The following is an 11,750-nucleotide window of genomic DNA, read 5'->3' on the forward strand; positions in this document are numbered from 1 at the left end:
ACATTTCCATATACCCACACGAAAGGTTCAGACATGGCCATGCACTCCCCGCAAGATCTCGATCTGCTGCTGTCCAAGCTGTCCGGCGACGACGAGTTCCGCACCAGTTTTCTGAAGGATCCGCAACTGGCGTTGGGCACCCTGGGCATCGAGCTCGATGCCGACCAGATTCCCGCCCTGCGCAGCCTGCCCGCCAAGGAAGTCTTCATCGCCAGCCGCCGCGCCATCAAGGGCAAGCTGGAAAACGCCGCCGGCGCGGTTCCGTTCTTCCTGTCGGGCCGGCGCTAGCCCCGTGGGTTACGGTGGGGCCTACGGTTCGTAGCGCAATTCCACCGTATCCCGCGCGCCGGAAGCCGGTCCGCAGCCGCATACGGCGATCACCATATCCTTCAAGGGATCGAGCCCGAACACCCGCTCGATATCGATCTCGTTCACCGCCGCCGTCACAAAGGCCGGCATCCCCGCCTCGGTGGCCAGCAGATAGAAAGTCTGCGACAGATGGCCGGCGTCGAGCAGCAACGCGCGGTAGGCCTTGGCGTGATTGCGGTACTTCCAGAAGTTGCGCTCTACCCGCGCCGCCAGCACCACCATCATCGGCGCATCGACAAACCAATCCTGGTCGGCCACCATGCGCAGCGCCAGTTCTGCGGTTTGCGCGGTGTCCATCGCCGTCAAAGGCTCCAAGGCGTGACGCACCGGATGGTAGTGATACAGGCCGGGCGCGACGCCCTCGACGCGCTGCGCCAGCACATAGGCCTCCACCGGATGCAGGCCGCCGGCCGAGGGGCTGAGCTTTTTGAGCACGAAGGCGTCGGGCGCCATTTCGCGCTCGCCCTGCGAACCGAAGGCGCGCTGCAGCAGCCGCGCGACGGTGGCGATGGGCAGCGCGGCGGCGGGATCGAAATTGCGGCCGGTGTAGCGCTGGAACAGCGTGTCGTCGAGGCGCGCACGATCGGGGTACGGCAGCGCGATGGCGTCGCCCTCGGCGCAGCGTTCGATGACCGGGCCTGGCGGCGTGCCGTATGAGACCACCAGCTCCTCGAAGCTGGGGAACTGCATGCCCTTGTCGACCCGCATGTCGCCCCAACGGCTGAACATGTGCGCGGCGGCCGACAAGGGCCGCCAGTTCTGGGAGCGCAGCGTTTCGTCGCGTTCGCGGAAGCGGGCGTCGTCGCCGATCAGCAGGCCGCATTCGAGCAGGCGGGCGATCACGGCGGCGCCGTACTGCTGCGCGCAGTCGGCGCTTTCCTGCCACAGCGTCAGGCCGATCCCGCCCAATGCCGCCACCTCGTCCGGCGTGACTTCGACCTCCTCGCCCAGATGCGGCGCCAGCGCCATCCAGCGCATGGACGCGCCGAGCGGGCCGTCGCCGGCGAACAGTGCTGTCCAGTCGATATCCAAATCCTCGCGGGGTTCCAGGAACAACACGGCGCAACGTCTGATCAGCATGATGGACTCACCTTGAAAGTTAGCCTTGCAAACTCCAGCGGCCTAATGCGGTGTAGGGCAGGTTCTGGCCGATGTGACTGTGGACCAGCACCAGTTCGCGCACCGTCCACTCAACCGGAGCGACGGCTTGCGGCGGGACCGTCACATCATCGTACAGCAGTGTGACGTGCGGCGTATAGCTGGGCGGGTTGCCGGGCAGTCCGGCCTTGAGCAGGGCCGTCGCGAGACTTTTATACAGGGAGCCAAGGCCGCTCACGCCATCGCCGCCGGCCAGCACGAACGGGCGGTTGCGGGCACGGTTGACGAAGGTCTGGACCATGTCGAAGCAGACGGCGAAAGGCGCCGTTGCCGCCGCCACCGAAGCGGCGGTCTGCCCTGCCCGCGCGACCAGGCTGTCCGGCATGCCGGGAAAGTCGCCCAGGTTGCACAGCGTGGCGTGCAGGCGCGCGTCGGCGATGGGGCGGCCGCGCATGGCGTGTGCGGTCTTCAGCTCGGCGGTGAGGTGGTGGATGCGGGCGATGGCCCCGGCGTCGGGCAGGACCGCAAAGAAGATGCGGTCCGTCGGCTGTGGCTCGGGTTCGAAGCCCGGCAGTAAGGTCTGTTGTGTCATGGGCCTCAGTTTAACGCTTGACAGCGTCGATTACAACTGTAATCATTTGCAGCGATTACACCTGTAAATGAAAGAGCGTATGAAAGCCATCCCGCAGATCAGCGAAGCCGAATCGGTCGTCATGGAGGCGTTGTGGACGCATAGCCCGCGCAGCGCGGAGGACGTCGCCGCCGCCATCGGCGACGAGCGCGCCTGGCAGGAATCCACCGTCAAGACCTTGTTGAACCGGCTGCTGCGCAAGAACGCCGTCAAGGTGCAGAAGGATGGGCGGCGCTATCTCTACTCGGCGGCGATCACGCGCGAGCAGTGGCTGCACAGCGAGAGCAAGGGCTTCCTGGACCGGCTGTTCGACGGCCGCGTGGCGCCGCTGGTGGCGCACTTCACTCGCCACCGCAAATTGAGCGCGACCGACCTGCAGGAACTCAAGCGCCTGATCGGAGAGCTCGATGACGGCAAATGACATCGCCGCCCTGCTGCCCGCAGTGCTGCGCGCCACCGTCGTACTGAGCGTGGCGGTGATCGCGGTGTGCGTGCTGAGGGTGCCGCTGCGCCGCTGCTTCGGTCCGGGCGTTGCCTATGCCGCGTGGCTGGCCGTGCCCCTGTGCGCGCTGTCCGCGCTGATGCCCGCCGCGCCGGAAGGCAGCGTGCTGGCGCTGCGCGCCGCGCCCTCCGCCCAATCGTTCACTGCGGCGATGCGCGAGTTGGCGCCGGTGTCCTCATCGATGGGTGTGAGCGGCTGTATCGTGCTGGTTTGGTTGGTTGGCGCGCTGGGCGCGGCCGCGCTGCAGATCGGCCGGCAAAGGGCTTACCTGCGCGGCCTCGGCAAGCTTACGCGGCGCGGCGACATCACGTATGCGGACTCGCTGCCGGGCGGGCCCGCGCTGGTCGGTCTGTGGCGGCCCGTGGTCGTGGTCCCGGCGGACTTCGACCACCGCTACACGCCTGAGGAACGCGAACTGATACTGGCGCACGAACGCACCCATGCCAGCCACCGCGACCCGTGGGCGAACGCCGCCGGCGCAGCCTTGCGCTGCCTGAACTGGTTCAATCCCCTGGTCCATATCGCCGAACGCCTGATGCGCGCGGACCAGGAGCTCGCTTGCGACGCTGGCGTCATCCGCCGCCATCCCGGCGCGCGCCGCAGCTACGCCAAGGCGATGCTGAAAACCCAGTTGTCGGCGCAAGAAGCACCACTCACATGTCAATGGCAATCCACCCACCCGCTGAAAGAGAGAATCATGAGCCTGACCCACACCACACCGTATGCCTTGCGTATGACCGGCCGCTTCCTGGTGGCCACGGCCCTTGCCGCTGGCAGCTGGGCCGCCTGGGCGGCGCAGGAAGCACCCAAGGGCCAGCTTTACGATGTCGCGGTGAGACTGAGCGTGGACGGCGCCACCAGCGCGCCGCACCTGCATACGCGGAGCGGCGAAGCGGCAGGCTTCCGCAGCGGCAAAGGCGCCCGGCAATGGCAGGCGCAGCTCACGCTCACGCCGGCGGACAACGGCAAGATGTTCATCAGCGCCGTTGTGAAGCACGCCGGCAAACCGGTCGGCAAGCCGGGCCTGCTGGTGGCGCTGGGCGAACCTGCCACGGTCAAGATCGACACCGATGACAAATCGCACATGGAGATGGAGCTGACGGTCACGCAGCTCCCGAAATAGGCCTGGCGCCTTACTGGGCCGACTGCTTGCGCCGGCGCTTGGCGATGGCGCCGAGCAAGGCCACGCCGCCGAGCATCATCGCCCATTGTTCGGGCTCCGGCACGGCGGTGACGCGCACGGTGAACTTGCCGGAGTAATCGGCGAGGCCGTTCGGCGCGCTGCCGAACACGCCGACCAGATCGGGGTTGGCGTTCGGCAGCGCCGGATTGGCGTAATCGAACCAGGTGAAGTTGCTCAGCGTGACAGTGTGCTGGCCCGAGATGAAGGACAGCGAATTGGCGGCCGACACTTCATCCCCATTGATGATGCCCAGGCTGCCATGTCCATACGCCGTGGGCGCCGGGGCGGCGATATTGAACGGGACAAACGCGGAGACGCCTGGCACGCTGACGCCGTTGAAGAACAGGTTCAGGCCTGCCCAGGGCGTGGGCCAGTTGAAGCCGCCGCCGTCGGCGCGCAAGTAGAAGGTGTAGGTGCCCGGAATGGACAGATCCTGGTGGATCGACGTCGCCGCGCCGTTGCCGCTGTTGACGAGGGAACCGGCGTCGTTCCGTGCGGTAAGCAGATAGAGGTTGGCGGCGCCATTGCCGCCGGTGGTATCCCAGCCGTTGCCGATGTAATTGCCTGCGGCGTTGATGTCGTACACCGATGCGCCGGTGAGGGACAAGGTTTCCGCCGAAGCAGTGTTCATCCAAGTCCCACCCAATGCGGCCGAGACGACACCGGCCAACAAAATCGATTTCTTCAAAATAAGCTCCTGTTCAAATGTGGCGATCCACCCGAAACGCAAGCTTACCATGAAAGAGTGCAAATTTAACAATGCAATACCGGCAACATGCCAGCTATACGATAACAGCAATAGCTTTTCCACAATGTTTGCGATAGGCTATTATTTCCTGGCCGCAGGCCATATTCCCAAGGAGAAACCATGAAATCGAAAATGATCATTGCGGGTTTGGTAGCCGCAGTCTGCGCAGCGAGCGCGTTCGCCGCGCCGGCGCCCTACATGTGGTACAAGAGCAAGCTGAACGGCTCGCTGGCATGCTCGAACGCCTACATGGGCAGCGGCTGGGAACCGCAACCGCAGCTGGGCACGTTTAAAAACGCCTCCTGCCGCTAATCAACTTTGGGGTCAAGTCTGACATTCGGACACGGCCTCTGCCGTAGCAGGCCTGCTACGGCAGAGGCCGTGTCCGAATGTCAGACTTGACCCCAATTTTTTTGTTCGAATGTCAGGCTAAGCCAAATTTTATTTGACGCGCTGCTTCTCCAGCTTGCGTGCCAACGTGCGGCGGTGCATGCCTAGCCGGCGCGCGGCTTCCGATATGTTGAAGTCGGTCTCCGCGAGTACCGTGTGGATGTGCTCCCACTCCAGCGTCTTGACCGAGGTGGCGCGGTTGGTCAGCTCCAGCTCAGCGGCGCCCGCGACGTGCTCGAACGCGGCTTCGATGTCGTCCGTGTTGGAGGGCTTGGCCAAATATTGACAAGCGCCCAGCTTGATCGCTTCCACCGCCGTGTTGATGCTGGCGAAGCCGGTCAGCACGACGATCAACATCTCGGCGTCGTGCTGATGCAGCATCTGCACGCAGGCCAAACCCGATGAGTTCCCCTTGAGCTTGAGATCCACCACGGCGTAGCCCGGCGAGTGATCGACCAGCAGCCCGCTCGCTTCATCCACGTTTTCGGCCAGCAGCACCTTGTACCCGCGCCGCTCGAACGAGCGCCCCAGCGTGCGGGCGAAGGCGGCGTCGTCCTCGACCAGCAACAGCACGCGTTCTTCTTCAGTAGTCATATTGATTCGTTTCCGGTTTGATTTCGATCTCCGACAGCGGCAGCGTCAGCCGCACCAGCGCGCCGCCGTGCTGCAGGTTCGACGCCGTCACCGCGCCGCCCAGCGTGCGCGCGACGTTCACCACCAGGAACAGCCCCAGGCCTCCGCCCGGCCTTCCCTTGCTTGAATTGTAGGGTTTGCCCAGCTGCGCCAGGATCGCCGGCGCGAAGCCCGGCCCGGCATCGGTCACCTGCAGCACCAGCTGCCCGTCCTTCACGCCGGCCTCCATGCGCAGCCATTGCGGCGAGGCCTCCAGCGCATTGTCCAGCACGTTGCAGATCATTTGCTTGAGCGTCGAGTCCGACACCACCGGATGGTCGGGCACGATGCGGTTGTCGTATTCGAAATCCACCACCGGCCGCCCCACCCGCCATTCCGCCACCAGATCCGCCAGGAAGGTGTTGACCGTGGTGGCCGCCGACGATTCGCCGCGCGTCTCCCCCGCCGACAGCAGGATGCCGCTGACGATGGACTTGCAGCGCATGAGCTGGGTCTGCATCTCGCCGATCTCTTCCAGCAGCTCGCCGTTGGCCTTGAACTCGGGCATGTGCTTCCAGTCGCCCAGGATCACCGCCAGCGTGGCCAGCGGCGTGCCCAGCTCGTGCGCGGCGCCCGAGGCCAGCAGGCCCATGCGGATGATGTGGTCTTCCTCGGCGGCGCGCTGGCGCAGGTCGGCCAGCTTGGTGGCCGTCACCCGCATGTTGCGCATGATGCGCGTGATGAAGATGACCAGCAGCGCCGCGTCCAGCACGAAGCAGATCAGCATGCCCTGCACGTACAGGCTGAGGATGCCGCGACCATGGTCCAGCGGCAGCGACAGCGGCTCGGAGAACAACGCCAGCCCGGCGATGCAGGTGCCGGTCACGCCGACGATGGTCCAGGTCGACCACGCCTCCAGCAGCACCGCGCCCAAAATCACGTGCAGCAGGTACAGGAACACAAAGGGATTGGTGGCGCCGCCGCTCAGGTAGAGCTGGGCCGTCAGGCTGGCGATGTCCACCGTCAGCGCCAGCAGCAGCTCGCTGTTGGACACCACCTGGTTTTCCTGCCAGCGCAAGGTGCTGGCGATGTTGAAGGCGATCAGGCACGCCAGCACGTTGAGCATGGCCGGCAGCGGCAGCCGCACGTCGAACACCATGGTGGCGGCGAAGATGGTGGTGATCTGGCCGATCACGGCGATCCAGCGCAGCTGGATCAGCTGCTGCATGTTCTTGTGTCCGGCCGCGTGGGTGATGGTGTTGGCCGAGGCCTTCACCGCCGCCAGCGGCTCGATGACCGGCGCGTTCGGCCGGCCCCTGTCATACGGATTGTCGTTTTTCCTTGCCATTTATGCTTGTTTTTTTGATTTGCGCCCCTCGCGGACGACCCATGCGGCGCCGCCGACAATCATCAGCGCCAGCGCGTACCAGGTGACAGCATAAACCAAATGGTTGTTGACGAAGGAAACTACCGTCAGTCCGCCGAGCGGTTCGCCCTCCGCCGGAGCGCCGCGGCTGGCGTCGGCGTCGACGAAATACGGCGCCACGGCCGCCAATCCGCGCGCGCGGGCGATGGCTTGCACGTCGCGCGTGTACCAGTAGTTGCGGGCCGGCTCGTTGGCGCGCAGGCGTCCCCTCGCCTCGCCCAGCCGCAGCAGGCCGGTGACGGTGACCGTGTCGCCGCCGCGCGCGCAGGCGTCGGCCGGCGCGGCGGGGGCGCGGGCGGCGGCGCCCAGCCGCCGGAACCGGCGCGGATGAAGCCACGGTTGACCATGACGATGGCGCCGTCCGGCGTGCACAGCGGCGTCAGCACCCAGTAGCCGATGCCGCGGTCCAGCGAGGCCAGCACCTGCGTGTCCGAACCCTTCAGGTAGTGGCCGCTCAGCCGCACGCGGCGGTAGTCGTCGGCCTCGGCGTTCAGCTGCGGCCACTGTGCCACGCTCGGCGCATCGACCGGCGCGGCGTGCACGCGCTGCCCGACGCGTTCGATCAGCGCCAGCTTCCATTGCAGGCGATATAACTGCCACGTCCCCAAAGCAAAAAACCCTGCAAACATCACCCCGGCCGCAATGGCCAGGATGATGCGCAGGGCGCTGGAACGTGGGCGCGATGGCCCGTCCATCATTGCATGTCGCGCATGTTGTGCACGTCCGTGCCCATGGACGGCATCATGTTGACGTTCATGTGGTACATGACCCAGATCGATCCGGCCAGCACGATGACCAGCAACACCAGCGTGAACAAGGTCGCCAGCAGCGACCAGCCGCCTTCGATCTTGCCGTTCATGTGCAGGAAGTACACCATGTGCACCACCACCTGGACGGCGGCGAAGGCCAGGATCACCGCGGCGGTGGTGCTGGACTTGTCGAAGGCCTTGTGCATCACCAGCCAGAACGGAATCGCGGTCAGGATCACCGACAGCACGAAGCCGATCGCGTAGTCCTTCAGGCTGCCGTGCGGCACGGCGTCGTGGCCGTGGCCATGGCCGTGGTCATCATGGCCGTGGTGGTCGTGATTGTGTGCGCTCATGGCAGGACTCCCATCAGATAAACAAAGGTAAACACACCGATCCAGATCACGTCCAGGAAGTGCCAGAACATCGACAGGCACATCAGGCGACGGTTGTTTTCCGGCGTCAGGCCGTGCTTGGCCAGCTGGAAGATCAGCGTGACCAGCCAGATCGAACCGAACGTCACGTGCAGGCCGTGGGTGCCGACCAGCGCGAAGAACGAGGTCAGGAACGCGCTGCGTTGCGGACCGGCTCCTTCGTGGATCAGGTGAACGAATTCATCCAGCTCCAGGTACAGGAAGGCCAGGCCGAACAGGCCGGTGATGGCCAGCCAGACGATGGTGCCCTTCACGCTCTTGCGCTGCGCGGCGATCATGGCGAAGCCGTAGGTGATCGACGACATCAGCAGGAAGCCGGTGTTGAGCGCCACGGTCGGTAGGTCGAACAGCTCGGCGCCGGTCGGGCCGCCCGCGTAGTTGCGGCCGAGCACGGCGTAGGCGGCGAACAGGCCCGCGAACAGCAGGCAGTCGCTCATCAGGTAGAGCCAGAAGCCCAGCAGCGTGCCGTTCTCCGGGTGGTGTTCGCGCACGTAGTAGCGTGCGCTTGGGTCGGCGCTCACGGCGCCGTTAGCGATAGTTTCAGACATGGCTTTCCAGCAGACGAGTATGCGCTTCTTCGGTGCGGATGACTTCTTCCGCAGGGATGTAGAAATCGCGCTTGTAGTTAAAGGTGTGCGTGATGATGGCAACCATCATGGCGACGAACGCCAGGCCGGCCGGGATCCACATCTGCCAGACCATGGCGAAGCCCAGCGCGGCAGCCAGCGCCGAGATGATGAAGCCGGCGGCGGTGTTCTTCGGCATGTGGATGGCCACGAAGCCCTTGGTCGGACGCTGGTAGTGGTTGGCCTTCATGTCGGCCCAGCTGTCGCTCTCGTGCACGACTGGCGTGAAGGCGAAGTTGTAGTCCGGCGGTGGCGACGAGGTGGCCCACTCCAGCGTGCGGCCGCCCCATGGGTCGCCGGTCACGTCGCGCAGCGCTTCGCGGTTTTTCCAGCTGACGTAGAACTGCACCAGCATCGCGCCGATACCCGCGGCGATGATCAGCGCGCCGATGGCGGCGATCACGAACCATTTTTGCAGCGACGGATCTTCGAAGTGGTTCATGCGGCGGGTCACGCCCATGAAGCCCATCACGTACAGCGGCGTGAAGGCGACCCAGAAGCCGACCAGCCAGCACCAGAACGAGACCTTGCCCCAGAACTCGTCCAGTTTGAAGCCGAACGCTTTAGGGAACCAGTAGTTGATCGCGGCGAAGCAGCCGAACACCACGCCGCCGATGATGACGTTGTGGAAGTGGGCGATCAGGAACAGCGAGTTGTGCAGCACGAAGTCGGCTGGAGGCACGGCCAGCATCACGCCGGTCATGCCGCCGATGACGAAGGTCAGCATGAAGCCCACGGTCCACATCATCGGCACGTCGAAGCGCACGCGGCCCTTGTACATGGTGAACAGCCAGTTGAAGATCTTGGCGCCGGTCGGGATCGAGATGATCATCGTCGTGATGCCGAAGAACGAGTTCACCGACGCGCCCGAGCCCATCGTGAAGAAGTGGTGCAGCCAGACCAGGTAGGACAGGATGGTGATCACGACGGTGGCGTACACCATCGAGGTGTAGCCGAACAGCTTCTTGGCGCTGAAGGTCGAGACGATTTCCGAGAACACGCCGAACACCGGCAGCACCAGGATGTACACCTCAGGGTGGCCCCAGATCCAGATCAGGTTGACGTACAACATCGGGTTGCCGCCGAGGTCGTTGGTGAAGAAGTTGGTGCCGACCATGCGGTCCAGCGACAGCATCGCCAGGGTGACGGTCAGGATCGGGAAGGTGGCGACGATCAGCGCGTTGGTGCACAGCGCGGTCCAGGTGAAGACCGGCATTTTCATCATGTTCATGCCCGGCGCGCGCATCTTGACGATGGTGGCGATCAGGTTGACGCCCGATAGCGTGGTCCCCACCCCGGCCACCTGCAGCGACCAGATGTAGTAGTCGACCCCGACGTCCGGCGAGGCGGCGATGCCCGACAGCGGCGGGAAGGCCAGCCAGCCGGTGCGGCCGAATTCGCCGACGAACAGCGAGACCATGGTCAGCATGGCGCCGAAGGTGGTCATCCAGAACGAGAAGTTGTTCAGGAACGGGAACGAGACGTCGCGCGCGCCGATCTGCAGCGGCACCACGTAGTTCATCAGGCCGGTCACCAGCGGCATCGCCACGAAGAAGATCATGATCGTGCCGTGGGCCGTGAAGATCTGGTCGTAGTGGTGCGGCGGCAGCATGCCGGCGTTGTCGCCGAAGGCGATCGCTTGTTGGGCGCGCATCATCAGCGCGTCGGCGAAGCCGCGCAGCAGCATGATGATCGCCAACACCATGTACATGATGCCGATTTTCTTGTGGTCGATGGAGGTGATCCAGTCGCGCCACAGCGGGCCCCACAGGCGGAATTTGAACATCGCGGCCAGGAAGGCCAGGCCGCCGATCGCCACCATGGCGAAGGTGCCGATCAGGATGGGCTCGTGGTATGGAATTGCTTCCAGCGACAGCCGCCCAAAGATCAGTTTGGTCAGGTTGAGATCAGACATGGTCATTCTTTACGGAGTGGTTGGGCCGTGGCGGTGGCGACTTTAGGCTCGCACACATCTTTCGGCAGTTCTTTCGCGGTGGCGGCGGCCTGCATGCGCATGGCGTCCTGCTCCATCTGCGCGTTCATGCAGGTCGAGCCTTCGGCCACGCAGCGGTTCAGCACCAGGTCGTACAAGCCTTTGTCGACGCTGCCGAAGTGCATGATCGGATGCTTGATGGTCGGCTTGTCCAGGTCCAGGTAGCCGGCGCGGGTCAGCGTGCCGCCGCCGGCGCGGGTCTTGGCGACCCATGCGTCGAAGTCGGCCTGGCTGACGCCGTGGTACTTGAACTTCATGTCCGAGAAACCGGCGCCGCTGTAGTTCGACGAGAAGCCGTCGTACACGCCCACCTTGTTCATCACCGCGTTCAGTTGCGTGTCCATGCTGGGCATGGTGTAGACCATGCCGGCCAGCGCGGGGATGTAGAACGCGTTCATCACGCTCGACGACGTCATGTGGAAACGCACCGGCACGTCGATCGGGGTCACCAGCTCGTTGACGGTGGCGATGCCTTGTTCAGGGTAGATGAACATCCACTTCCAGTCCATCGCCACGACCTGCACTTCCAGCGGCTTGACGCCGACCGCCACCGGACGGTTTTCGTCGATGCGGCTCAGCGGACGGTATGGGTCCAGCAAGTGGGTATAGATCCAGGTGATCAGGCCCAGCACGATGATGATCAGCAGCGGAGCGCCCCAGATCAGCAGTTCGAGCTTGGTCGAGTGGTCCCAGTCCGGCTTGTACTCGGCGGAAGTGTTGGACTTCCGGTAGCGCCAGGCGAACAGGCAAATCAGGAACATGACGGGGACGATAATCAACAGCATCAGCAGGGTTGACACAACAACAAGATGTGCCTGCTGGGCTGCGATATCACCGGACGGGTTCAACACGACCGTGTTGCAGCCTGCTAGCCACAACAGCGGCGCGAGGAACAGTCCACGACGCGCGAGAGGAGGAATCATAGGTAATCTACGTTACAGTATGTGGATGATGTGTTACTGTACCAATCACGGAATGTTCCTGCCATTGGA

The 11,750-nt window shown here is 64.3% G+C and carries 13 protein-coding genes and 1 pseudogene; 4 read left to right on the forward strand and 10 right to left on the reverse strand.

What is annotated here, in order from left to right; all coding sequences use genetic code 11:
* Positions 1-33: 33 nt before the first annotated feature.
* Positions 34-288 (forward strand): NHLP-related RiPP peptide, encoded by a 255-nt coding sequence (locus HUX88_RS14425; RefSeq protein WP_117010820.1) that lies wholly within the window; start codon positions 34-36, stop codon positions 286-288.
* Positions 289-309: 21 nt separating this feature from the next.
* On the opposite strand, the gene HUX88_RS14430 is transcribed toward HUX88_RS14425, so the two are convergent.
* Both HUX88_RS14430 and HUX88_RS14435 read right to left on the reverse strand, forming a co-directional pair.
* Positions 310-1,449, reverse strand: a complete 1,140-nt coding sequence (locus tag HUX88_RS14430) for a putative peptide maturation dehydrogenase (protein WP_176362219.1) — start codon at positions 1,447-1,449, stop codon at positions 310-312.
* Positions 1,450-1,468: 19 nt separating this feature from the next.
* The gene (locus HUX88_RS14435) at positions 1,469-2,059 is read right to left on the reverse strand and encodes a 2'-5' RNA ligase family protein (protein ID WP_176362220.1); all 591 of its coding nucleotides are present in this window, start codon (positions 2,057-2,059) and stop codon (positions 1,469-1,471) included.
* Positions 2,060-2,138: 79 nt separating this feature from the next.
* Here HUX88_RS14435 and HUX88_RS14440 point away from each other — a divergent pair, with 79 nt between their 5' ends.
* A complete protein-coding gene (locus HUX88_RS14440; protein ID WP_176362221.1) occupies positions 2,139-2,519 on the forward strand; it encodes a BlaI/MecI/CopY family transcriptional regulator in 381 nt (126 codons plus the stop codon).
* Positions 2,506-3,723 (forward strand): M56 family metallopeptidase, encoded by a 1,218-nt coding sequence (locus HUX88_RS14445; RefSeq protein WP_176362222.1) that lies wholly within the window; start codon positions 2,506-2,508, stop codon positions 3,721-3,723. The genes HUX88_RS14440 and HUX88_RS14445 overlap by 14 nt, the downstream gene beginning before the upstream one ends.
* 10 nt (positions 3,724-3,733) lie before the next feature.
* On the opposite strand, the gene HUX88_RS14450 is transcribed toward HUX88_RS14445, so the two are convergent.
* A complete protein-coding gene (locus tag HUX88_RS14450) occupies positions 3,734-4,414 on the reverse strand; it encodes an FxDxF family PEP-CTERM protein (RefSeq protein WP_117010830.1) in 681 nt (226 codons plus the stop codon).
* A gap of 237 nt (positions 4,415-4,651) precedes the next feature.
* Between HUX88_RS14450 and HUX88_RS14455 the strand changes: the two genes are divergently transcribed.
* Positions 4,652-4,843, forward strand: coding sequence for a hypothetical protein (locus HUX88_RS14455; RefSeq protein ID WP_176362223.1), 192 nt, complete (start codon positions 4,652-4,654; stop codon positions 4,841-4,843).
* 129 nt (positions 4,844-4,972) lie between these two features.
* Here the strand turns inward: HUX88_RS14455 and HUX88_RS14460 are convergent, their stop codons facing one another.
* The 7 genes and pseudogenes from HUX88_RS14460 to cyoA all read right to left on the reverse strand — a co-directional run bounded on the left by HUX88_RS14460 (position 4,973) and on the right by cyoA (position 11,681).
* Positions 4,973-5,515, reverse strand: coding sequence for a response regulator transcription factor (locus tag HUX88_RS14460; protein ID WP_117010834.1), 543 nt, complete (start codon positions 5,513-5,515; stop codon positions 4,973-4,975).
* Positions 5,505-6,881, reverse strand: coding sequence for an ATP-binding protein (locus HUX88_RS14465; RefSeq protein ID WP_176362224.1), 1,377 nt, complete (start codon positions 6,879-6,881; stop codon positions 5,505-5,507). The genes HUX88_RS14460 and HUX88_RS14465 overlap by 11 nt, the downstream gene beginning before the upstream one ends.
* A pseudogene (locus HUX88_RS33280) lies at positions 6,882-7,657 on the reverse strand (SURF1 family protein). It abuts the gene before it with no gap.
* Complete coding sequence (cyoD, locus tag HUX88_RS14475) at positions 7,654-8,061, reverse strand: cytochrome o ubiquinol oxidase subunit IV (RefSeq protein ID WP_176362225.1); 408 nt, start codon at positions 8,059-8,061, stop codon at positions 7,654-7,656. The pseudogene HUX88_RS33280 and the gene cyoD overlap by 4 nt, the downstream one beginning before the upstream one ends.
* Complete coding sequence (gene cyoC, locus HUX88_RS14480; protein WP_117010842.1) at positions 8,058-8,687, reverse strand: cytochrome o ubiquinol oxidase subunit III; 630 nt, start codon at positions 8,685-8,687, stop codon at positions 8,058-8,060. The genes cyoD and cyoC overlap by 4 nt, the downstream gene beginning before the upstream one ends.
* Positions 8,680-10,680: a cytochrome o ubiquinol oxidase subunit I gene (gene cyoB, locus HUX88_RS14485; RefSeq protein ID WP_176362226.1), complete on the reverse strand. Its 2,001-nt coding sequence runs from the start codon at positions 10,678-10,680 to the stop codon at positions 8,680-8,682. Before cyoB ends, cyoC begins: the two co-directional genes overlap by 8 nt.
* A gap of 2 nt (positions 10,681-10,682) precedes the next feature.
* Complete coding sequence (cyoA, locus tag HUX88_RS14490) at positions 10,683-11,681, reverse strand: ubiquinol oxidase subunit II (protein WP_117010844.1); 999 nt, start codon at positions 11,679-11,681, stop codon at positions 10,683-10,685.
* Positions 11,682-11,750 lie beyond the last annotated feature (69 nt).

The organism is Duganella sp. BJB1802, assembly GCF_013369445.1.
Lineage (GTDB): Bacteria > Pseudomonadota > Gammaproteobacteria > Burkholderiales > Burkholderiaceae_D > Rugamonas > Rugamonas vulcania_A.

What these genes read in the sequence shown, in the direction of transcription:
- cyoB (WP_176362226.1), bottom strand. Translation starts at nt 10,680, where the DNA reads ATGTCTGATCTCAACCTGACCAAACTGATCTTTGGGCGGCTGTCGCTG.
- HUX88_RS14425 (WP_117010820.1), top strand. Translation starts at nt 34, where the DNA reads ATGGCCATGCACTCCCCGCAAGATCTCGATCTGCTGCTGTCCAAGCTG.
- HUX88_RS14440 (WP_176362221.1), top strand. Translation starts at nt 2,139, where the DNA reads ATGAAAGCCATCCCGCAGATCAGCGAAGCCGAATCGGTCGTCATGGAG.
- cyoC (WP_117010842.1), bottom strand. Translation starts at nt 8,687, where the DNA reads ATGTCTGAAACTATCGCTAACGGCGCCGTGAGCGCCGACCCAAGCGCA.
- HUX88_RS14445 (WP_176362222.1), top strand. Translation starts at nt 2,506, where the DNA reads ATGACGGCAAATGACATCGCCGCCCTGCTGCCCGCAGTGCTGCGCGCC.
- HUX88_RS14435 (WP_176362220.1), bottom strand. Translation starts at nt 2,059, where the DNA reads ATGACACAACAGACCTTACTGCCGGGCTTCGAACCCGAGCCACAGCCG.
- HUX88_RS14460 (WP_117010834.1), bottom strand. Translation starts at nt 5,515, where the DNA reads ATGACTACTGAAGAAGAACGCGTGCTGTTGCTGGTCGAGGACGACGCC.
- HUX88_RS14430 (WP_176362219.1), bottom strand. Translation starts at nt 1,449, where the DNA reads ATGCTGATCAGACGTTGCGCCGTGTTGTTCCTGGAACCCCGCGAGGAT.
- HUX88_RS14450 (WP_117010830.1), bottom strand. Translation starts at nt 4,414, where the DNA reads ATGAACACTGCTTCGGCGGAAACCTTGTCCCTCACCGGCGCATCGGTG.
- HUX88_RS14455 (WP_176362223.1), top strand. Translation starts at nt 4,652, where the DNA reads ATGAAATCGAAAATGATCATTGCGGGTTTGGTAGCCGCAGTCTGCGCA.
- cyoA (WP_117010844.1), bottom strand. Translation starts at nt 11,681, where the DNA reads ATGATTCCTCCTCTCGCGCGTCGTGGACTGTTCCTCGCGCCGCTGTTG.
- cyoD (WP_176362225.1), bottom strand. Translation starts at nt 8,061, where the DNA reads ATGAGCGCACACAATCACGACCACCACGGCCATGATGACCACGGCCAT.
- HUX88_RS14465 (WP_176362224.1), bottom strand. Translation starts at nt 6,881, where the DNA reads ATGGCAAGGAAAAACGACAATCCGTATGACAGGGGCCGGCCGAACGCG.